The organism is Autumnicola aciditolerans (genome assembly GCF_041679265.1).
Classification (GTDB): Bacteria; Bacteroidota; Bacteroidia; order Flavobacteriales; family Flavobacteriaceae; genus Autumnicola.
Genome location: NZ_JBGFSM010000007.1, coordinates 233,044 through 254,070, shown reverse-complemented (window position 1 = coordinate 254,070; position 21,027 = coordinate 233,044). Strand labels below are relative to the sequence as shown.

Genomic DNA, 21,027 nt, shown 5'->3' with positions numbered 1-21,027 from the left:
ATTCAGATAAAAGCCCCTTCATTATAAGAATGAAGGGGCTTTTTAATTAATTTTCCTGTTCTGGCTGCCCTTTACTTTGCAAGAATGCCCTTTTTCGGAATAACAGGTAAATCGCCTATTCGTGAAGTTGAAACGCTGTTTTTCTTAAAGCTGAATTTTTTCTCGTACATTTTATTTTCCGCGAAAAAAGTTACCAGGTATTCATTGTCCAGCTGCAGGACCTCGTCCTGAATAAATTCAATTTTCGCATAAGAATGTGCCGGTAACCTTTCCAGTTTATGGCGCATGACTGAAGTTTTCTTTTTTGTGCTTTTCCCACGGGCCACTATCAACACCATTTCAAGTGCATCATCGCGGTTATTTATAAGATAAGCATTCCATTCTTTTGTCTGGAATTCCTCATTAAATTCCCTTACCGCGGCAACGTGTACCTCTTCAACTTTTGGGATCTCAATATCTTTCTTCAAAACTCCTTTTCGACTTTATCTTTAATTTTAGTCCATAGAATCCACAGTATCACCGCAGCGACAATAAATAAAATCGCTCCAAAAAGAAATTCTATCACTTTAATAACAATAGTGACATAAAGGATGATCCCAAGGATCACCACCGCAAGAATAATAAAACCTGTTTTTTTCATAGTTAAAAAATTACAAGTCATTTTTCAGCTTTGCTGCGGCTGTCTTATGACTATGGATTAATATTTTTTTATAAAGAAGAGCGAAACTGTTCCAGAAAACGCACATCGTTTTCATAGAACATCCTTATATCCCCAATTTGATACAACAGCATGGCAATTCGCTCTATACCCATTCCAAAAGCAAAGCCGGAATACTCCTTAGGATCTATTCCGCAGTTTTTAAGAACATTGGGGTCTACCATCCCGCAGCCCATAATTTCCAGCCAGCCGGTCCCTTTGGTAATCCTGTAATCGGTTTCGGTTTCCAATCCCCAGTAAATATCAACCTCGGCACTGGGTTCAGTAAACGGAAAGTAAGAGGGCCGCAATCTTATTTTTGATTTCCCAAAAAGCTGTTTGGTAAAATAAAGCAACGTCTGCTTTAAATCTGCAAAAGAAACATCCTTATCTATATAAAGGCCTTCCACCTGGTGAAAGATGCAGTGAGAACGTGCAGAAATGGCTTCGTTCCTGAAAACCCTTCCCGGGGAAATCGTTCTTATGGGCGGCTGTTTATTTTCCATATACCGTACCTGTACAGAGGAGGTGTGCGTACGAAGCAAAATATCAGGATTTGTCTGGATAAAAAATGTATCCTGCATATCGCGGGCAGGATGGTACTCCGGAAGATTTAAAGCGGTAAAATTATGCCAGTCGTCTTCAATCTCGGGGCCTTCGGAAACATTAAAGCCAATATTGGAAAAAATCTCAATGATCTGATTTTTTACAATTGAAATAGGATGACGGGAACCAATCTGCACAGGTTCCGCCGGGCGGCTAAGATCACCATAAATGCCCTTTTCCTCTTCCTTACTCTCCAGTTCTTCTTTTAAAGCGGAAACTTTTTGCTGTGCACTGGTCTTTAGCTGATTTATAGCCTGGCCAAAATCTTTTTTCTCCTCATTCGGCACATTTTTAAATTCAGCAAAATAGCTGTTCAAAATTCCCTTTTTCCCTAAATATTTGATCCTGAAAGCTTCTATTTCTTCTAAGGTTTCAGCCTTAAAAGAAGCTACTTCAGCAATATGCTCCTTTATCTTATCAATCATTTGAGATAGTTCTTTTTCAGAAAGGCAAATTTATAAAAAATTGCGGCTTGAATGGGTTTTTAAAAGGATATTAAAAAATGGAATCCTGAGAAAAGACCGTAGACTGTAGACTGTAGACTGTAGACTGTAGACTGTAAAATGGTAAATCACTGGCGCACGGTAAAACTTTCATAAAAAATCGAAAAGTTTCATGGATATAACTATCTAAAGCTATTGCTGTCTTTAAGGCTTGCTTTTGATATGCTTTCCATTAATTTATCTTCTGAAATGAGCAACTGAAAAGTTGTACTGATCACCTGTTAGTTACGATAAAATCTATATTCTTGTTTCTTGCAGCGAAGCGATTTCTGATCTTTAACCAGACACTAACAGTAAATTAACAATTTTACATGGCGGCTGAAAAGTGAGGATCCTTAGGCTTCAGAAGGGGCAGGCCGCGGTAAACTTTTGCTCCGGTAGATATACTTCATCAGGAAAAATACGGAAATCGCTCCAAAGGAATGCCACAACCAATGGGTACCCATTTCCAGGTCATCCATAAATTTATCCATTACCCTGAAAAACAACGCGATGCTAAAACTTAATATTGCCAGGCTAATCGTGCCCCAGGACCTGAAATAGGTTTTATAGAGATAAACAAAAATTGGCAGCAATAAACCCAAAGCGGTCCCTACATAATTCATAGATATCTGGAATTTTCCAAAGGGAATATAGCGCACTCCAAAAACCAGGAGCAGCACTATCGCCGCAAGTACAATCCTTTGCCATAGGAAACGGCTGGAAAGGAAGATAAAATAAACTGACACCGCCAGGCATAGCAGCAGGATGGGAAGCCAGTCCAGGATGAGCCAGATTTCATGGCTTCTAGTGGCATGGTAAACTGTACCACCAATAAAACCTATAAAAAGCACCGGAAGACTGTATGCGAGAAAAAGCTGATTTTTATAATTGGGATAAACCTTTCTCGCAAAATAAATGGTAAATGCCAGAAACAAAAAATTGCTGAAAGTATTGAATGGTTCCACTGGAAACCTTCCTGCAACGGTTTCCTGGTAAATTGGGCCACTGTCATTAGGAAAGGACAGCAATGTAAAAAGGGTTGTCATTTTCTACGAAATATACTCCTTTTCCAGAAAATATTGCACAATGGCTTCTTTCATTAAAACGGCCTGTTCGCCGGCTTTAAGCACCGGCAGTTGCTCAATAATTTTATAATGCGGCCAGCCGTCCTCATCAAAATAATCAAATTCATAATAACCGTAGGGCTCCAGTAAACGGCAAATAGCAATATGCATTAAGTCCAGTTTATGGTCTTTCTTAAACCTTCGGTGGATTTGTCCCAGTTCCTGCACCCCGATTATATAAATAATCGCATCCAGGTCCATCATATCTCCATCTGCAAACTGGTTGGAAAGTTTTTCCTGCAACACCGCCCAGCGCTCCTTTAGTTGTTCATCTCTTGCCATGGCGCAAAGATACTATCTTAAGCCCTGAATTGCTATATTTGGCTTATGAATATAGTAGACATTATTCTGGCCCTTATCCTGCTCTATGGGATTATTCGCGGCTTCTTTAGAGGACTTTTAGCTGAAGTCGCTTCTCTGGTGGGAATTGTAGTGGGCATTTATGCCGCCATTAATTTTTCCCACATTTTAAGCGCTTTACTGGACCAGCATGTAGACTGGGATATACAATATGTAAACCTTATTTCCTTTGCAGTCACTTTTTTTATTGTTGTATTTCTCATTTCTCTCGCCGGAAGAATCCTTACCAAAATGGCCAGTTTCGCTGCTTTAGGTATTGTTAACAGACTATTAGGCGCGGGATTTGGCTTTTTAAAGGTTGCTTTTATTACCAGCGTGGTCATCATGTTCTTTAAATCTACCAATGAAGAAATTAATCTTATTGAAGAAGATACCTTAGAAGAATCCCGGCTTTATAAACCTGTAGAAGTTATTGCCCCCGCATTGCTGCCTTCAATTCTAAGGGAGGCCAGGAAAAGAAATATTCTTAATAATGAAGAAGCTTCCTTATAAATGAAAAAGCCGGAACAAATTGCCCCGGCCCTCTCCCCTTAACTAATCAATTAATCTAGAAATTCAACTGGTAGACATGGTCCAGTTGAGAATCGTTACTTACATTTACTTCAAGATCTTTTATAATTCCTGAATCAAGGCCATATACCCAGCCATGAAGGTGCAGTTCCTGTTCTTTATGCCATGCCGCCTGCACTATGGAAGTTTTTGCCAGGTCAAACACCTGTTCTTTTACATTTATTTCTACAAAAGTATCAAAACGTTCCTTTTCGTCCTGTATTGCATCCAGCCTGTCTTTATGCAACCTGTACACATCTTTTATATGCCGAACCCAGTTATCTATAATTCCTATAGAGCTGTTTTTCATGGCTGCCTGTACCCCGCCGCAACCATAATGGCCGCAGACAATAACGTGCTTCACTTTTAAAGCGTTAACGGCATAATCCAGTACGCTAAGCATATTCATATCAGAATGTATTACCATATTGGCAATATTTCTATGAACAAAAACCTCGCCCGGCTGTGCCCCAATAATCTGGTTTGCAGGCACACGGCTATCGGCGCATCCAATCCATAAAACGGGAGGTTGCTGCCCTTTGGCAAGTTTTTCGAAATATTCAGGATCCTTGGCCAGTTGCTCTTCAACCCAACCTTTGTTATTATCTATAAGCTGTTTGTAAAAACTATCTTTTTGCATCTCTTTTTCTTATTATGGTTACTTTCAATAATAGGGTTAATTAAATGTATTTAAAAGGCTTCAAAAGTTAAAGAATAATATCTTAGCCTTCATCTTTTTTTCGCCTGTTCATCAAATTTATGCCGGTTTCTTCTCTAAAGCAAAAAACTCACGATAACTCTCCGGATTTTCTACAACACCTCTTTCAGAAATTATTTTAATGCTGATATTTTTTTCAGCCGCCTTGACCTTAAAGTCATCAAGAATTTCAATAATATCGCTATCGAGATATTTGGAATTACTAACATCTAAAACCAGTACAGAATCGTCTTCAAGATTATTCAGCTCTTTGATAATTGCTCCTTTATTGATAAAAGTAACTTCTTCAGCTAAAGTCATCTTCACGGTTTTGTTCCCGTTATCCTCATGTTCAATATGAAGGAAAAAGGAGTTCTGGTAAGATTTAATCAGGATAACCACAATTCCTACAATCAATCCTAAACTTATACCTACAAGCAAATCTCCAAATACAATTCCCAAAATGGTCACTATAAAGGGGACAAACTGCTTCCATCCGTCCCTGTACATCTGTATAAACAATGCCGGTTTGGCAAGCTTGTAACCTACGAGGAATAAAATAGCAGCTAATACCGAAAGCGGAATAAAATTGAGGATATTCGGGATGATGATCACGGAAATTAACAGCAAAAACCCATGAAGAATTGCAGACATTTTAGTCTGCCCGCCGGACTGGATATTTGCAGAACTCCTAACAATTACCTGGGTTATGGGCAGCCCCCCAATTAAACCTGAAAGGATATTACCACTCCCCTGTGCAAACAGCTCCCGGTTGGTGGGGGTTGTTCGTTTATGAGGGTCCAGTTTATCTGTGGCTTCCACGCACAACAGCGTTTCAAGGCTTGCCACAAGTGCAATGGTAAAGCCGGTAACCCAAATTTGCACCGTCCCAATCATTTCAAAAGAAGGAAGGGTGAATTGTCCTATAAAGGAATCAAAACTGTCCGGCACCGGGACACTCACCAGATGATCGGGAGAGATAGCCATTACTCCTGAATCTGCAGTAAGCAGATAATACAAGATTCCTACTACAACTGCCACCAGCGGCCCCTGTACCAGTCTGAAGATTTTCGCTTTTTTGGTAAGCACGGCATCCCATAATACGAGAATAGCCATACTTATGAGTGCGATTAAAGTTGCCCCCGGGCTAATGCTGTTTACAGTATTAAAAATTTCAGAAAAAGTATTTTGCCCGTCTACCTGGAAAAAAGCCCAATCGCCCTGTGGATCATCATCATACCCAAAGAAATGAGGAATTTGCTTCAGGATAATTATAATACCAATACCGGTAAGCATTCCTTTAATAACCGAGGATGGGAAATAATAACCAATAATCCCGGCTTTTAAAGCACCAAAACCAATCTGGATAATCCCTCCAATAACCACGGCCAGTAATAAATTCTCATACCCCAGGGTGGTAATGGCGGTAAGCACAATAGCTGCGAGGCCCGCCGCAGGACCGCTCACCCCAAGGCTTGAGCCACTAATAGATCCAACTACAATCCCACCTATAATACCCGCAATTAATCCGGAAAATAGAGGCGCTCCGCTGGCAAGTGCAATTCCCAGGCATAGTGGGATAGCTACAAAAAATACAACAATACTTGCGGGCAAATCTTTATTAAGATTTTTAAACATAATATCTACAATTTATAAGCAGGGCTTAATTTTAAACCTGCCGGGATGTTAACATGAAAACCTGAAAAAGTGGAATTGCAGCTTCCTTAGAGAAAAAAGCCATAGTCTCGCAGCCTGTTTGAAATAAACAGATGAAGCAATTCCTTAAAACAGTAGAATATTACGCCGACTTTGGAGGCGGTGAGATCACATCCAAAAATACATTATGGTAATCCTGATCAAAATAATGATCTACCACCTTGCGCTCCTGGAGAAAATGAATACTCTCATAATTGGAGTGGTGGTTATTTTGATGAAAATGGAATTCAAAAAAGTTATAATTTGAAGAATTCTCCTCTTCGTTTACATTAAAAGCCGCAGAGATATCCACAGATTTATCTATGCATACTACAAGAGTTGGGGTGGCAAGAAATGCCAGAAAGATAAATGATAATATGAATACGAGCTTTTTCACGAATCGCAAAAATACCACAAATTATGGGAACATTATGTTCCCGAGAGAAATTCTTTATCTCTTAAATCGAGCTGCTATACTTATAATCTTTTGATATTCTCCTTATTAATCCAGCCCTGGTTGCCATTGGCAAGCTCTATTTTCACCCATTCCTGGTAATCTTCCAGTACCCGGGCTTTAGTGCCTTCATGTAGTAAAAAAGCTTCATCGCCTCGTAGGGAAGGTTCGTTTCTTACCTGCGCCTCTTCACTAAAAATAATGGCATACTGGTTATTTTCCATGATTTCTTCCCGAGCATAGGCAAAATAAATACTTAGGAAGCCGCAAAGTACCATAACAATAGAAATTCCAAAGAAAATCCTTTTTAAAAGCGGCTTCTGCATAAAATAATAAGCAAGAAAAAATGCCGCGAACAACGCACAAAAAATAATGGCTATTGTGGCCCAGGAATTTGCTGTAAACGTTGAAATAAGATTGTTTACACTCTCGCTAAAACCGCTGCGATCTACCTCCTGAATGTCGTCTATTGCCATATTACGGGCAAATTTGATATTGTTTTTTATATCTTCATCTCCCGGATTTCGCAGTAGCGCTTTTTCATAATTATATATACTTTCGGCTAAGTGGTTAAGCTTATAATGGGCATTTCCAAGGTTGTAATACAAAGCAGCCGAAGCCTCGCCAGATTCCAGAATCTTGTTATACTTATCTATAGCCTCCTCATAATTCCCATTGGAGTAGGCTTCATTTGCCTCTTCAAAAGTTCCTTCATTTTGCGCAAAAAGGGATATGGAGAGGAATAATAAGAGATATACAATTCTTTTCATTTTACAATTGTTTATCTAAGGTTGAAATCACATTGGCAGCTTTCTCATAATCCTGCTTCATGGTAACGGTAGAAGCCGGCGTGTAACGTGCAAATTCACAGCTTTCCAGTAAACTTATAAAATCCTTTATTGTTGCTTCATCCACCCCTCTTTCAGCAAGAATCTCGCTAATGCGGTCTTTGCTCATTTCACTGGTTTGAATGTGCAGTTTTGCTTTCAGGTAATTATGCATGGCCCTTTCCAGCGCCACATAAAATGCTGCCTGGTCGCCCAGATTCTTTTTAGCTTCTGAAAGGTACTTCCTTGCCAGGCGGTCTGCTTTTTTCCTGCGGTTCCCGGTAATATCATTAGCTTTCTCTTCTCGTTTTTTTCCGAAGAGAATAGCTACGGGAATAATAAAAAACGGAAGGCACACGAGGCTCCAGAAGGACACCGATTTAAAAAACTGTTGCTGCTGAAGTGGTTTCAAGTTCCCATCCAGTTTAATATACCTAAACTGCTCTGCACTGGCCACAGGCCGTTTGGCCGTTGTTCCCGGACTGGCAGCAACCGCTCCGGCAGCTGGTCCATTTTCCACATCTATCAGGATCTCGTCTGAAGTGATGGTTTTATAGGTCTCGCTATCCAGGTCAAAATAGGAAAAACTAAGGGCCGGAATTGGATATTTCCCCTTCCTGGTGGGCACAATGGTGTAATTATCAGAAATACTCCCCTGCATCCCGTTAAGAGTGGTGCTTACATTTTGAGAATGTTCCGGCTCATATTTTTCAAGAGAAGGCGGTACCGTTAATGCCGGAAGGTCAAAAAGTTTCAGGTTTCCATTTCCGTTCACCTCTACAGAAGCCTGGAAAGACTCTGAAGCATCCAGCGTTTCTTTACTGGTGGTGACTTCAAAATCAAAATCTCCCACGGCCCCGGAGAAATCTGCCGGCCTGCCCTCCTGTGGCAGCGGCTTCACGTCTATGGTCCTGCTGCCGGCCGCCACGGTTTTTTCCACCGTCCTGTAAATCCTGCTTCCAAAAATATCCCGCCTTTCACTGGGAACATCTACCGAAACCGCAAGCGCCAATGGTTCAATTTCCAGCTCGCCGGTTTTCTGCGGGTAAAGGATGGTTTTTCTCAAAACAACATAGCGGTAAGGCTGGCCCTGGTATTCGCCGTTTTCAACCCTTAGCTGCCGTATATCAATATTCTGGCTCCAGAAATCGCTGAACTTAGGATTATCTATTTCCCTCCAGTTGCTTACGCTAATGCTGGGGCTCACATACAATTTATAAACCACTGTAATCGCCTCGTTCAGGTACGGATTGGTCTTGGAGATCTCTGCCACCAGATGCAGATTTTCAGAAGCGACAATATCTGTATTTTCACCATTATTAGATTCTTCCACAGCCGCGGTAACTTCAATATCTACCGGAGAGGTTTTGTAAATTTTCCCATCCACTTCAATTTCGGCCTGGCCAATGCTTTGTTTTCCCCGGGATTCCGGCTGCAGGAAATAGGTATAGGTTTTGGAGTACGAACTTTTCCCGTTAAAAATGCTCCTGCTTACCGATTGGTTGGGGCCGCCAATCACCCTCCATCCATTAAAGGAAGGGGGCCTGAAGTTGTCTCCGTCCTGGTTCATTTCAAAATCAACCCGAAGACGCTCATTTATTCCCAGCTTTTTTTTGCTAACATTTGCCTCAAACTGTACCTGCGCCTGCAGCAGTCCTGTGGCCATTACAAGAAAGCTTATTAAGATTAGTTTCAACTTCATTTTCTGTCTTCTATTCAGATTATCGGATATCTAAATTAACAATTTTTGTTACCAGTCTTTTTCAGACCTCACCTTCACCCCTTTGGCCTTTTCAGCATTAATTTTGTCCTGCACCTTTTTCTCTTCGTTATTCATCGCTTCCAGCAGGCTCTTTATTTGCTGAGGCGATAATTGCCCCTGGGCAGGCTGTGGCTGTTGCGGCTGCTCTTTTTGTTCATCTCCTTTTTCATCGCCTTTATCCTGCTGGTCCTTTTTCTGGTCCTGATCCTTTTTCTCGTCCTGGCCGCCTTTATCTTTATTTTGTTCGTCCTTGTTCTCTCCTTCGTCCTTAGGCTGGTTATCTTTGTTTTGCTCATCGTCGCCACCTTCACCATCCTGGTTTTGCTTATCCTGGTCCTGGTCTTTGTTCTGATCTTTATTCTGGTCCTGATTATCTTTATTCTGATCTTTGTTCTGATCCTGGTTTTGCTGCTGTTCTTCCAGCATTTTCTTAGCTAATGCCAGGTTGTACCGGGTTTCTTCATCTGTAGGGTCATTTCTTAAAGCATTTTTATAAGCTTCCACCGCTTCCTTATATTTTTTCTGCTTCATATAAGAATTGCCTAAGTTGTGGTTAATCCGGTGCTTATCTTCTTTGCTTTCCGAAATTTCATCAGCTTCCTTCAGCCTGTTTTCGGCCTGTGGCGTTTTTTCTTTATTGTAATACAGGTTTCCCATATTGTACTTAGCCACGGTATTGCCGGGATCCTTGGCAATTGCTTTGCGATAGGAGGCTTCTGCGGAAGCAAAATCGTTATCGGACATCGCGTCTTCAGCTTCGCGAAGATATTCGTTTACCTCACGCTGAATTTTTTTGGGATTTTCCTGAGCTGAAAGTTTTCCGAAGGCTGAAATGGCCAATATTGCCATTACAGCGCCTATATTTTTTAAATTTCCTGTCTTCATCATCTTAATCTTCTTTTTTCTTTCTTTCGTTAAAAAGATTCAGCCTTTTTATCCAGGCAGTACTACGTTCCAGCAAAAATAAATCCAAAAATAGCAGGAACAGGCCTAAACCTAAAAACCACTGAAAATGAGATTCAAAATCGGCAAATTGCTTGGCTTCAAATTCTGTTTTCTCAATATTCTGAAGGATATTCTGCACCTCATCAGTCACCTGAGCAGTAACATTTCCCGGAATATATTCTCCACTTGCTTCTGAAGCGATTTCCTGAAGGGTTTCGGGATTCAGTTTCGTAATGACTGTTTCCCCGGCATTGTCTTTTTTATAGTTCTGAACAATCCCGTTTCTTTTAATAGGAATGGGGCCGCCTTTTTCGGTACCTACCCCAATAGTTATAATTTTGATGCCAGCTTTGGCGGCTTCTTCTGAGATATCTTCTATATTTCCCTCATGGTCTTCCCCGTCACTAAGAATAAACAAGACACGATTGGTCTGGTCTTCATCATCATAATAGGTGGTGGCAAGATCTATGGCATCCCTTATGGCGGTTCCCTGGGAAGAGATCATATCTGTATTTAAGGACTGCAGGAACATTTTTGCCGCGGCATAGTCGGTAGTAATAGGCAACTGCGGGAAAGCACTGCCGGCATAGGCGATTATCCCCACGCGGTCACTGCCAAGATTATTAAGAATTTGTGTAACCAGCTGTTTGGATTTTTCCAGCCGGCTTGGCGCGATATCTTCGGCCTCCATACTTTTGGAAACGTCTATCGCAAAAACAATATCCACGCCCTCGCGCTTCACGGTTTCCATTTTTGTGCCGAGCTTTGGATTTACCAGGGCCACCACCAGGCTGGCAATAGCCAGTAGAATGACGATCAGCTTTAAAACCGGCTTAAAAGTGGAGCGGTTTGGGGAGAGATAAGCAAGCAGCCCGGAATCGGCAAATTTCTTTTGCGTACGCCTCTTCCAGAATATCAAAATAAGGAACAGCAGTACCACCACCGGAAGTACCAGCAACAACCAAAAATATATTTTCTCTTCAAAAACGTACATTCTTAATTTCTAATTTTAAGGCAATTATATAAAACTTCTAAAGATAGTGTACCTCAGCAATATTTCGAACAACAACAAACCGCCTGCCAGAAAAATTAAAGGCCGGTATTTTTCGTCATAATTATAATATCGAAATTCCTCAATATCGGTCTTCTCAAGGCTGTCAATTTCAGCATAAATCTCTTCCAGCTTTTCATTATCTGTGGCGCGAAAGTATTGCCCGCCGGTGGCATCGGCAATTTGTTTTAATAAAGCTTCATCAATCTCTACCTTGCTCATCCCGTACTGGAACCTGCCGTTAGGCAAAACATTCACGGGAGATAAGGCATTTCCATTGCTGCCTACGCCAATGGTGTACACTTTTATACCAAATTCCACCGCCAGCTCACTGGCAATTTTAGGGTCTATAAAACCGGAATTGTTCACCCCATCGGTTAACAGGATAATCACCTTGCTTTTTGCCTTGCTGTCCTTTAACCGATTTACCGCAGTAGCCAAACCGGAACCTATGGCAGTACCATTTTGCAGCAAATTATTATATTCTATATCCCTAAGTGCGCTTAGTACAATTTCTTCATCACTGGTGATTGGTGTTTTAGTAAAGCTTTCTCCCGCATAAACCACCAGCCCAATCCTGTCTGACGGCCTTCCTTTTACAAATTCCTGAGCCACTTCCTTAAGCGCGTCCAGGCGGTTTGGCTGCAGGTCGCGAGCCAGCATACTGGCTGAAACATCTATGGCCATTACAATGTCTATCCCCTGCGTACTGCTGCTCCTGGTAGAAACATCTACCGTTCTTGGCCTGGCCATAGCGGTAATTATCAATGCCAGTACCAGCAGCCTTAGGATAAAAAGCACCGGTTTAAGCTGTGCCAGCAAACTCTTTTTAGCCTTGAAACCTTTGATGGTAGAAATACGCAACTCTGCCGTTTGCCTGTTTCGCTTCCAGAAATACCAGGCAATGGCTACTGGAAGCAGCAAAAACAGCCAGAAAAACTGCGGATTTTCAAAAGTGAAATTTGTAAACATCAGTTGTTTATATTTGTTAATTCTACCGAATCAATAATTCGCTGCGCGATTTCTTCGGCATAAACATCCTCTGCATCATAAATAATGGTGATTTGCTGGTAACCTCCATTTTCAGCAAAATTGAGGATCTCGTATTTGTTCTGGGTTAATTCTCCGGAAACGGGATTTTCCATTTCCAAAGTTCCGAAGGCCCGAATGCCTTTTGCCCCGTTTAAAGTGGCAAACTCCTCACGCTTCATCACAATATTCTGCGCGCCCTGTTTTTCAAGGTAGGCATAAATACCATCTACAGCGGTGTCCAGGTTAAACTGCACCTGCTTGTTAAACTGTACCGTACTCACTGCAGTATAGAAGTTCCCAATAATACTACCATACAAAAAAGTTTCGCTGCCTACCAGCATTTCCTGTGCTTCCGCAGGCATTGGTATTTCGCCCCTCTTTAAAACCTGTGGTGTGGTAATGGCCACCGGCGGATTTCCATATTCACTTCTAATCCATTCCCCTTCCAGTAATTCTTTAGTGGGATGGCCCAAATAAGTATCTTTTACATAGGTAAAACCTTTAGTGGCAATTAGGGCGCCAACGGCGATTACCAAAGCAAAAGCGCCTATTATCACACCAATGATAATGCGTTTTCTCCTTCGCCGCTTCAGTTTTGCCTGGCGGTACATCTCGTCCCGCATCAATTCTTCTTCGGTAGGTTCAGGAATGGAAGTTTTTACATCGTCTACAATAAGTTTTACATTGGAACGGTCTTCCTTGGCTGTAATAACATCCGGCCTGGAATTGGCAAATTTGGCTAAATCGGCACGCTGCAGGATGCGCTTTAAATCATCTATGGTTTTACGGTCAATTTTAAGGTTTCCGCTTTCCCGCTGCAATTCCAGGTAAGCAATCAGCTCGCTGGTAGTGCTTTCCAGGGCACGGTCATACACTTTCCTGTCTAAATATTTACGTACCGAAAAAGTGAGCTGCGAATAATATTCTTTTACCTCCCTTTGCTCCAGCAAATGGGAATGATCCAGTCTATCCAGCTCCAGCATAGCCTGCTCATAAGGCGGCAGCTCCCGTTCCCGGGCTTCCTTTCTTTTCTTTCTGAAGAAAAACAGTATTCCAATTATAACCGCAATTCCCAACAATGACCACCATATCCAATTGGGAATTTGAAAAGTGGAAGGTGCTTCCACAGAAGGTTTTATGGGATACATTTTTTGCTTTGTAGTATCCACCACCACGTTAGCAACTTCCACCAGCATAGAATCGGTTAAAAATTCCCTGTTGTTTACAATCACCCTTTGCTGCGGAATTGTGTAAGAACCAGAATCAAACTGCGTAAGCGAATATTCTTTTAGCAGCCGGAAGCGGTCCTGGCTCCTGGAAGTATCTGTTTTCATAGATTCCACCACTTCCAGGGGCGAAAAGGTATTGCCTTCGGGAAAAACCACCAGGTCTGTGGAATCGGTTTCTACCTGGATGCTATACCTTATTTGCTCTCCAATTTTGATATTCGTGGAATCAATTTTGGCTTTTACCTGTGGCTGTTGTCCAAAAGCAACACCTGTAACCAGAAAAAAGAAAAAAAAGAAAATGTTGTCCCATCTTCTTTTGTTTTTCAAACTATGCAATGTGTATCTCTTTTTAGAATATGAAGCTTCATTTTTCATATTGATTATGCTCTTCTCTTAAAGTAACCCAGCAGTTTTTTTACATAACTCTCATCCAGCCGGTTATCTATTGTCCCGGCGCCGCTAAGCGTAAAGCTTTCGTGGAAGTACTCTACCCGGGATTGGTAATATTTTGCATAACTGTTTCTTACCGTTTTGGAACCGGTATTTACCGTAATGCTTTCGCCCGATTCCTCATCCAACATCTGTACCAAACCAAGATTGGGAATTTGTTCCTCGTGCCTGTCGTAAATCCTTATTCCGGTTACATCGTGCCTTCCGGCAGAAATCTTAAGGGTATGCTGATAATCTTCTGCGATAAAATCTGAAAGCACAAAAACGATGGCTTTTTTCTTCATCACATTGGAGAGGTATTTCAAAGCGCCAGCAATATCTGTTTTTTTACCGGTTGGCTGAAATTCCAGCAGTTCCCTGATAATCCTTAATACATGCGAACGTCCTTTTTTAGGAGGAATGTACAATTCAATCTTATCTGTAAACAGCATAAGACCTATTTTATCATTATTCTTTGTTGCTGAAAAAGCTAAAGTCGCAGCTATTTCAGTGATAACATCCTTTTTAAACTGGCTTTGGGTCCCAAACATTTCTGAAGCAGAAACGTCTACCACAAGCATCATGGTAAGCTCCCGCTCCTCTTCAAAAACCTTTACAAATGGTTCGCTGTAACGGGCGGTAACATTCCAGTCTATATTCCTAACATCGTCCCCAAACTGGTACTGCCGCACTTCACTAAAAGTCATCCCGCGGCCTTTAAAGGTAGAGTGGTATTCCCCGCCAAACACGTGATCGCTCAGGCGGCGGGTCTTAATTTCTATTTTTCGTACTTTCTTAAGGAGTTCTTTAGTATCCATGTCTTTTCAATAAACAATTTTACAATAATCAATTATCAAGAATCCCATTGACCATTGTTAACTCATCATTGTTAATTGCTACGGTACTTCAATTTCGTTAACTATTTTGCTCACCAGGTCTTCAGAAGTCACATTTTCAGCCTCGGCTTCATAGGTAATTCCAATCCTGTGGCGCAATACATCGTGTACCACCGCCCTTACATCTTCTGGAATTACATAGCCACGGCGCTTGATAAAGGCATAACATTTGGCTGCAGTAGCCAGGTTTATACTACCCCTTGGCGAAGCCCCAAAACTAATAAGTGGCTTAAGGTCTTCCAGTTTATATTTTTCTGGGGTACGGGTCGCAAAAATGATATCCAGGATATATTTTTCAATCTTTTCATCCATATAAACTTCGCGAACAGATTTTTGTGCGCGGCTAATCTGCTCCAGGCTTACCACTGGGTTTACCTTTTCAAAAGCACCCTTGAGGTTTGCCCTTACAATAAGCTGTTCCTCGTTCATCTGCGGGTATTTAATTACCGTTTTCAGCATAAAACGGTCTACCTGGGCTTCAGGCAAAGGATAAGTCCCTTCCTGCTCTACCGGGTTTTGCGTAGCCATTACCAAAAACGGGCGGTCCAGGATAAACGTTTCATCTCCAATGGTTACCTGTTTCTCCTGCATGGCCTCAAGCAAAGCCGATTGCACCTTGGCCGGGGCACGGTTAATCTCATCTGCCAGGACGAAATTAGCGAAAATCGGCCCTTTTTTTATGCTGAAGTCATTCAGCTTCATATTATAAATCAGTGTTCCCACAACATCTGCCGGCAAAAGGTCTGGCGTAAACTGGATCCTGCTGAAACTTCCGTGCACTGCCTGTGAAAGCGTATTGATGGCCAGGGTTTTTGCAAGCCCGGGAACTCCTTCCAGAAGAATATGCCCCTGCCCGAGAAGTCCAATAAGCAGGCGCTCCACCATATGCTTCTGGCCTACAATTACTTTATTCATTTCTGAAGTAAGCACGTCTACAAAGGCACTTTCCCTCTCTATTTGTTCATTCAGGCTGGCAATATCTACCGAAGAATCATTTTCTATCATCACTTAAAATTTTAAACACGTGAATATACATTTAACGAATTAACGTCGCAAATTGAAATATAAATTGGTTGAGCTTGTTAATATTAGGTTAAAATAAAAGAGCGGCCTAGTGAAGCCGCTCTTAAGATTATCTAAAATCATTTTTTATTCCAGGTAAATTGTTTCAAGATCTACCGAGCTATTGGCTTCAACCACCACATTATTTCTCTCGATAGCAGGCAAATTTGATGCCACTTCAGGTGTAATGGTAACTTTATATGTTCCCGCAGGCACTCCATGTAGGGTGAAGTTACCTTCAGTATCTGTATAAGCTGAAATTACGGTAGAAGCATTTTGCGCTTTCACCAAACTCCTGAAAGTTGAAGGATGTACCTGCCCTTCTATGGTACTGGCTCCCTCTTCCGCAGCAACTCTTATCACCGGTTTGAGATTGTAGCCACCATTGCCACCTTGAGGCACTACCGATTCATCTACATCAAAATCCAGTAAAAAAGAATACTGCTCCCCGGCCTCTAGTTCCTGGTTCACGTTCAGTTTTAAACCAGATTGCTGGGCACTTGGGGTTGCCATGGCATAGGATTCTCCATTTACCACAATACTATTATCGGTTCCAAGAACTAACCTTATTTGCCCAAGATAACCTGCAGGCAGTTCCACATCTGCCAGTAACTGGGAGACTCCGCCGGTGAGTTCCAAAAGATCATAAATGCCGGTATTTACATCGCCAATGCTCTCCCAGCCTTCACCTTCTTCCCCGTCCATATCAGATTTTATCATAACGTCCTCTACGTCAATAAGAACGCCATCATAATCACCGGGGGCATCTGTCATACTCACGGTAACATGGGCAGTGCCCTCATTAGCATTGTCGTCATCCTCGCTACAGCTAAACATGGTAAATGCTATTAAGCTTAGCATTAAAAAGCTTTTCAATTTGAAATTCGTTAGGGTCATATTTTTAGTTTTATTGATTTGGGAAGGATAACGTGGAATCTGATTTTCAATTTTGTGAATGAAGGAAGATTAACGAAATTTAACAGCGATTAACCCTGTATTAATAAATTCAAGCCCCTTAACAACAAATACTTTATTACATTACCATAAAAAATTTATTATGAAAACTGCACTTATTACAGGAGCTTCCAGTGGAATAGGAAAAGCAACGGCCAAAATTTTTGCCGAAGAAGGTTTTAACCTGATCCTCTGCGGAAGAAGAAAAGAAAAGCTGGAAGCTTTAAAAGCGGAACTGGAAAAAAAAGTAAAAATTCACCTGCTCACCTTTGATGTTAGAAATAAAGAAGAAGTTTTTCAGAACCTCGAAAATCTTCCCGAAGAATTTCAAAATATCGATATCCTGATTAACAATGCCGGCAACGCCCACGGCCTTGATCCAATCCAGGAAGGAAATATTGACGACTGGGATGCGATGATTGATATTAATGTAAAGGGACTGCTGTACGTTTCCAAAGCTATTATTCCGCAGATGGTAGAGAGAAAAAACGGCCATATTATAAATATAGGTTCCACAGCAGGGAAAGAAGTTTATCCCAATGGAAACGTTTACTGCGCCAGTAAACATGCTGTAGATGCCATAAACCAGGGTATGCGTATTGACCTTAACGGCAAAGGCATACGGGTTGGAGCCATTAACCCCGGGATGGTGGAAACAGAATTTAGCGAAGTACGCTTTAAAGGGGACCAGGAAAAAGCTAAAAAGGTGTACCAGGGCTTTGAAGCTTTACAACCCGAAGATATTGCAGATATTATACGTTTTGTCGTCACCCGCCCTTATCACGTGAACATTGCAGATTTAATGGTAATGAGCACCGCCCAGGCCAGTAGTACGATTGTGGATAAAAAGTGAAAAGCTTTAAGCTGTAAGCATTAAGCTCATAGAGCAAATTAAAAATTTTAAATAGAATAGAATCAAATTTTGATTAATTGACTCTAACAATAAACATTCAATTCTAGGAAATAAACACCATACAATAAAAGCTTATCGCCTAAAGCTGTAAGCATATAGCCAAAAAATGATTAACAAACGCCTTTTAATTAAAAACCTGCTTGCGCATAATGATGAGAATAGCTTTTATGATAAAAAGCTAAGGCTCAACATTGGCGAAAAAGAAGGCAAGGCGAAGTTTTTAAAGCATGTTTGCGCTCTTTCGAACTCTAATCCCGAGAACAATTCTTATATCGTAATCGGGGTAGAAGATGAAGACAATAACATTGTGGGAATAGACTTTTTTGATGATAGCAAAATCCAGAATCTTGTAAATGCCTATCTTCAGAACCCACCTATTATCAGTTATGAAAATATTCCTTTCCCGCACCTTCCGGACCACCAGGTAGTTGGGCTGGTAACTATTCGCCCTAACCATGGCAGGATTTGTTCCCTGCGCAAAAACATCTGGAAATATTATGGCGGTTCAATTTTTCTACGAGACGGCAGCATAAGCATGCCTAAAGATTTTGATATTAAAATTGAAGATGTCAATTCCGGGATAGTTGCTTCCATAGAAAACCACGCCCAAAATAATATTGAGCTTACCTTAGACGGCGTTTTTGACTTTTTCAGCAAACGCCAGGATTATAATCCCACTTATAAAGTATTTAAAGAATATTTTGTGGTATGCTGGGCGGGAAAGCAAAAAAAAGGCAAAGACAATGTTTATTATTCCCGGGTGGACATAGAATTGATAAATGAACAGGTAAAGCTATTTTATTCAGATCTTGATGAAGTGAGTATAGCTGTTAATGAGAATTCATTTAATATTATTGAATACGTACACCTGGGCCTGCACGATAGTTTTAAGTACTATCCTTTGGAAGAAGTTCGTATAGAATTCAGAGACAATGCCAGCTATGAAATACAGAGTAAATTGTTATTTGAACCGCCCAGGTACGACAAAAAAACACTTCATCATATTTACAACACCAACAACGCCCTTATCCAGCGGTTAAAGCAAAATTTGCCGCTCAATAAAAATCAGCAAAAAGACTTAAAAAACCTTCCCTCTACTTATTTGCTTTGTTATTTGAATAATTTTGAAGAAGCTATTGTTAAGCTGGAAGAGGCCAAGCCTTATTTAAAAAAATACAATGAAGAGGTTTACCAGTCTTACAAAGAATGTATGCGGATATTAAGGAAAGTAAAATACAATTAAAATGAGCAGGACCATTGCAATTGGAGATATTCATGGCGGATTGAAAGCCTTAGTTCAACTCCTTAAAAGAATAGATATCACCCCGGAAGACCGATTGATTTTTTTAGGAGATTATGTAGACGGGTGGAGCGATTCTGCCAATGTAGTTACCTATCTAATCCAACTCGCCAAACAAAACACCTGCATTTTTATTAGGGGCAACCATGACGATTTGGTGCATCGCTGGCTGAAGACAGGCGAAATGAACGATAAATGGCTGCAACATGGCGGGCAGTCCAGCATAGATGCTTACCGAAATTTTACTGCGGAAGAAATACAGCTGCATATCGGGTTTTTTCAGCAAATGCTAAATTACCACATCGATAAAGACAACCGTCTTTTTGTACATGCCGGTTTTTCCAACCAACACGGGCCGGAAAGCGAATATCATGACACCGGCTACTATTGGGACCGTACTTTATGGGAAACGGTACTTGCCCTGGACCCAGAAATGAAAAAATCGCACAAATATTACCCCCAGAGACTTCAACTATTTAAGGAAATCTTTATTGGCCATACCCCGGTCACACGAATTGAAGAGTCACGGCCTTTCAATAAAGCGGGGGTATGGAATGTAGATACTGGTGCGGCCTTTAAGGGAAAACTTTCGGGTATAGAAGTAGACACCAAGGAAATCTGGCAGAGCGACCCTGTGCACCAGCTTTATGAGAAAGAAAAAGGCAGAAATTAAGAGGAATTTATTATACACTCTCTTAACATATTTATATCTTTGATATTTCAGTAAATTTCAATTCCTTTTGGGGTAAAAAACTGAATATCAGTTAAGAACTTTACAGTTGTTGATACTCAGAGAAAATTCATACACTTGTACCCCCATTGGGTTCAAAAAATTTATTATAGAGAATAGAAGAAATGGCTTTAGAGAATGTAAGACTAGAAGTAATGAAAACCGTAGAAAAATCTGTTGACGGTTTCATTGACAAATATTTAATCCCGGTTGAAGAAATATGGCAACCTACAGATTTGTTGCCCAATTTTCAAAAGGAGAATTATATGGATGATGTGATCCAGATTCGGGAAGAGGCCAAAGAGCTTGGATATGATTTTTGGGTGGTGCTGGTAGCTGATATGGTGACCGAAGAAGCTTTGCCAACCTACGAATCCTGGTTAATGGATATGGAAGGTGTGGAACAGCATGGCGCCTCCCGGGGAGAACAAAACAGCTGGGCCAAATGGGTTCGTCACTGGACGGGAGAAGAAAACAGGCATGGGGACACCCTGAATAAATATCTTTATTTATCTGGAAGGGTAAACATGAAGGAGATTGAAAAAACCACCCAACACCTTATTAATGACGGTTTTGACATTGGCACAGGCAGAGATCCTTATCGCAACTTCGTCTATACCAGTTTCCAGGAACTGGCCACCAATATCTCCCACAAACGGGTGGGGCAGCTGGCCAAGAAAAAAGGTAATAAAATGCTGGCCAAAATGTGCAATATCATTGCCGGGGATGAGATGAGGCATTATATGGCTTACCGTGAATTTGTGAAAACAATTTTTGAACACGACCCGAGTGAAATGATGCTGGCATTTCAGGATATGATGAAGAAAAAAATTGTGATGCCTGCACAGTTTATCCGCGAAAGCGGCCAGGGCATTGCAGAGGCCTTTGAAAATTTCTCAAATGCCGCGCAAAGGTTAGGAGTGTATACTACGCATGATTATATCGAGATTCTTAGGAAACTTAATGGTTATTGGGAAATAGACAAAATGAATTCCCTTACCGATGAGGCAGAAAAAGCCAGAGATTATTTAATGAAACTTCCGGACAGGATGTCCCGAATTGCAGATCGTATTGCCGTTCCGCAGGATCCACATCAATTTAGGTGGGTAGAGGCAAATGGTATGCTATAGAACCCAGAACTGTATAAAATAAAAGAGACCGCTTCGCGATGGAAGCGGTCTCTTTTTTTATTTCTGTTGGTAAATTTTATAAAGCTGAAGACCAAATTCG

Annotated in this window: 22 protein-coding genes; 5 read left to right on the top strand and 17 right to left on the bottom strand. The window is 41.1% G+C overall.

Annotated features, from left to right (window positions below; genetic code table 11):
• Positions 1–71 precede the first annotated feature (71 nt).
• The 5 genes from AB8M93_RS09940 to AB8M93_RS09920 all read right to left on the bottom strand — a co-directional run bounded on the left by AB8M93_RS09940 (position 72) and on the right by AB8M93_RS09920 (position 3,194).
• On the bottom strand, positions 72–467 hold the full coding sequence (locus AB8M93_RS09940) for a hypothetical protein (RefSeq protein WP_373057423.1): 396 nt from the start codon (positions 465–467) through the stop codon (positions 72–74).
• Complete coding sequence (locus AB8M93_RS09935) at positions 464–640, bottom strand: hypothetical protein (RefSeq protein ID WP_373057422.1); 177 nt, start codon at positions 638–640, stop codon at positions 464–466. The genes AB8M93_RS09940 and AB8M93_RS09935 overlap by 4 nt, the downstream gene beginning before the upstream one ends.
• A 68-nt stretch (positions 641–708) precedes the next feature.
• Positions 709–1,728 (bottom strand): phenylalanine--tRNA ligase subunit alpha, encoded by a 1,020-nt coding sequence (gene pheS / locus AB8M93_RS09930; protein ID WP_373057421.1) that lies wholly within the window; start codon positions 1,726–1,728, stop codon positions 709–711.
• A 413-nt stretch (positions 1,729–2,141) separates the two neighbouring features.
• Positions 2,142–2,834: a hypothetical protein gene (locus AB8M93_RS09925; protein WP_373057420.1), complete on the bottom strand. Its 693-nt coding sequence runs from the start codon at positions 2,832–2,834 to the stop codon at positions 2,142–2,144.
• Positions 2,835–2,837: 3 nt separating this feature from the next.
• A complete protein-coding gene (locus tag AB8M93_RS09920) occupies positions 2,838–3,194 on the bottom strand; it encodes a hypothetical protein (RefSeq protein WP_373057419.1) in 357 nt (118 codons plus the stop codon).
• Between the two features lie 45 nt (positions 3,195–3,239).
• Here AB8M93_RS09920 and AB8M93_RS09915 point away from each other — a divergent pair, with 45 nt between their 5' ends.
• Complete coding sequence (locus AB8M93_RS09915) at positions 3,240–3,764, top strand: CvpA family protein (RefSeq protein ID WP_373057418.1); 525 nt, start codon at positions 3,240–3,242, stop codon at positions 3,762–3,764.
• A 55-nt stretch (positions 3,765–3,819) separates the two neighbouring features.
• On the opposite strand, the gene can is transcribed toward AB8M93_RS09915, so the two are convergent.
• The 12 genes from can to AB8M93_RS09855 all read right to left on the bottom strand — a co-directional run bounded on the left by can (position 3,820) and on the right by AB8M93_RS09855 (position 16,761).
• The gene (can, locus tag AB8M93_RS09910; protein ID WP_373057417.1) at positions 3,820–4,461 is read right to left on the bottom strand and encodes a carbonate dehydratase; all 642 of its coding nucleotides are present in this window, start codon (positions 4,459–4,461) and stop codon (positions 3,820–3,822) included.
• Between the two features lie 117 nt (positions 4,462–4,578).
• Positions 4,579–6,156, bottom strand: coding sequence for a SulP family inorganic anion transporter (locus AB8M93_RS09905; RefSeq protein WP_373057416.1), 1,578 nt, complete (start codon positions 6,154–6,156; stop codon positions 4,579–4,581).
• A gap of 160 nt (positions 6,157–6,316) precedes the next feature.
• On the bottom strand, positions 6,317–6,610 hold the full coding sequence (locus AB8M93_RS09900; RefSeq protein WP_373057415.1) for a hypothetical protein: 294 nt from the start codon (positions 6,608–6,610) through the stop codon (positions 6,317–6,319).
• Positions 6,611–6,690: 80 nt separating this feature from the next.
• The gene (locus AB8M93_RS09895) at positions 6,691–7,437 is read right to left on the bottom strand and encodes an SH3 domain-containing protein (protein ID WP_373057414.1); all 747 of its coding nucleotides are present in this window, start codon (positions 7,435–7,437) and stop codon (positions 6,691–6,693) included.
• A gap of 1 nt (position 7,438) precedes the next feature.
• A complete protein-coding gene (locus tag AB8M93_RS09890; RefSeq protein ID WP_373057413.1) occupies positions 7,439–9,196 on the bottom strand; it encodes a BatD family protein in 1,758 nt (585 codons plus the stop codon).
• Between the two features lie 48 nt (positions 9,197–9,244).
• Entirely contained in the window at positions 9,245–10,144 is a 900-nt protein-coding gene (locus tag AB8M93_RS09885; protein ID WP_373057412.1) for a tetratricopeptide repeat protein, read from the bottom strand.
• Between the two features lies 1 nt (position 10,145).
• Positions 10,146–11,195 carry a VWA domain-containing protein gene (locus AB8M93_RS09880; protein ID WP_373057411.1) on the bottom strand — a complete coding sequence of 350 codons (1,050 nt, stop codon included), beginning with the start codon at positions 11,193–11,195 and terminating at the stop codon, positions 10,146–10,148.
• Positions 11,196–11,219: 24 nt separating this feature from the next.
• Positions 11,220–12,224, bottom strand: a complete 1,005-nt coding sequence (locus AB8M93_RS09875) for a vWA domain-containing protein (RefSeq protein WP_373057410.1) — start codon at positions 12,222–12,224, stop codon at positions 11,220–11,222.
• Complete coding sequence (locus AB8M93_RS09870; protein ID WP_373057409.1) at positions 12,224–13,849, bottom strand: LPXTG cell wall anchor domain-containing protein; 1,626 nt, start codon at positions 13,847–13,849, stop codon at positions 12,224–12,226. Before AB8M93_RS09870 ends, AB8M93_RS09875 begins: the two co-directional genes overlap by 1 nt.
• A gap of 44 nt (positions 13,850–13,893) precedes the next feature.
• Entirely contained in the window at positions 13,894–14,760 is an 867-nt protein-coding gene (locus AB8M93_RS09865) for a DUF58 domain-containing protein (RefSeq protein WP_373057408.1), read from the bottom strand.
• A 78-nt stretch (positions 14,761–14,838) separates the two neighbouring features.
• Positions 14,839–15,843, bottom strand: a complete 1,005-nt coding sequence (locus AB8M93_RS09860; protein ID WP_373057407.1) for an AAA family ATPase — start codon at positions 15,841–15,843, stop codon at positions 14,839–14,841.
• A 144-nt stretch (positions 15,844–15,987) separates the two neighbouring features.
• Positions 15,988–16,761 carry a DUF4382 domain-containing protein gene (locus AB8M93_RS09855; RefSeq protein ID WP_373057406.1) on the bottom strand — a complete coding sequence of 258 codons (774 nt, stop codon included), beginning with the start codon at positions 16,759–16,761 and terminating at the stop codon, positions 15,988–15,990.
• A 139-nt stretch (positions 16,762–16,900) separates the two neighbouring features.
• On the opposite strand from AB8M93_RS09855, the gene AB8M93_RS09850 reads away from it, so the two are divergent.
• The 4 genes from AB8M93_RS09850 to AB8M93_RS09835 all read left to right on the top strand — a co-directional run bounded on the left by AB8M93_RS09850 (position 16,901) and on the right by AB8M93_RS09835 (position 20,927).
• On the top strand, positions 16,901–17,707 hold the full coding sequence (locus AB8M93_RS09850; protein ID WP_489671758.1) for an SDR family oxidoreductase: 807 nt from the start codon (positions 16,901–16,903) through the stop codon (positions 17,705–17,707).
• Between the two features lie 166 nt (positions 17,708–17,873).
• Positions 17,874–19,010, top strand: a complete 1,137-nt coding sequence (locus tag AB8M93_RS09845; RefSeq protein WP_373057404.1) for an ATP-binding protein — start codon at positions 17,874–17,876, stop codon at positions 19,008–19,010.
• A gap of 1 nt (position 19,011) precedes the next feature.
• Positions 19,012–19,740 (top strand): metallophosphoesterase family protein, encoded by a 729-nt coding sequence (locus AB8M93_RS09840; protein ID WP_373057403.1) that lies wholly within the window; start codon positions 19,012–19,014, stop codon positions 19,738–19,740.
• A 182-nt stretch (positions 19,741–19,922) separates the two neighbouring features.
• Positions 19,923–20,927 (top strand): acyl-ACP desaturase, encoded by a 1,005-nt coding sequence (locus tag AB8M93_RS09835; RefSeq protein WP_373057402.1) that lies wholly within the window; start codon positions 19,923–19,925, stop codon positions 20,925–20,927.
• The last annotated feature ends 100 nt before the right edge of the window (positions 20,928–21,027 follow it).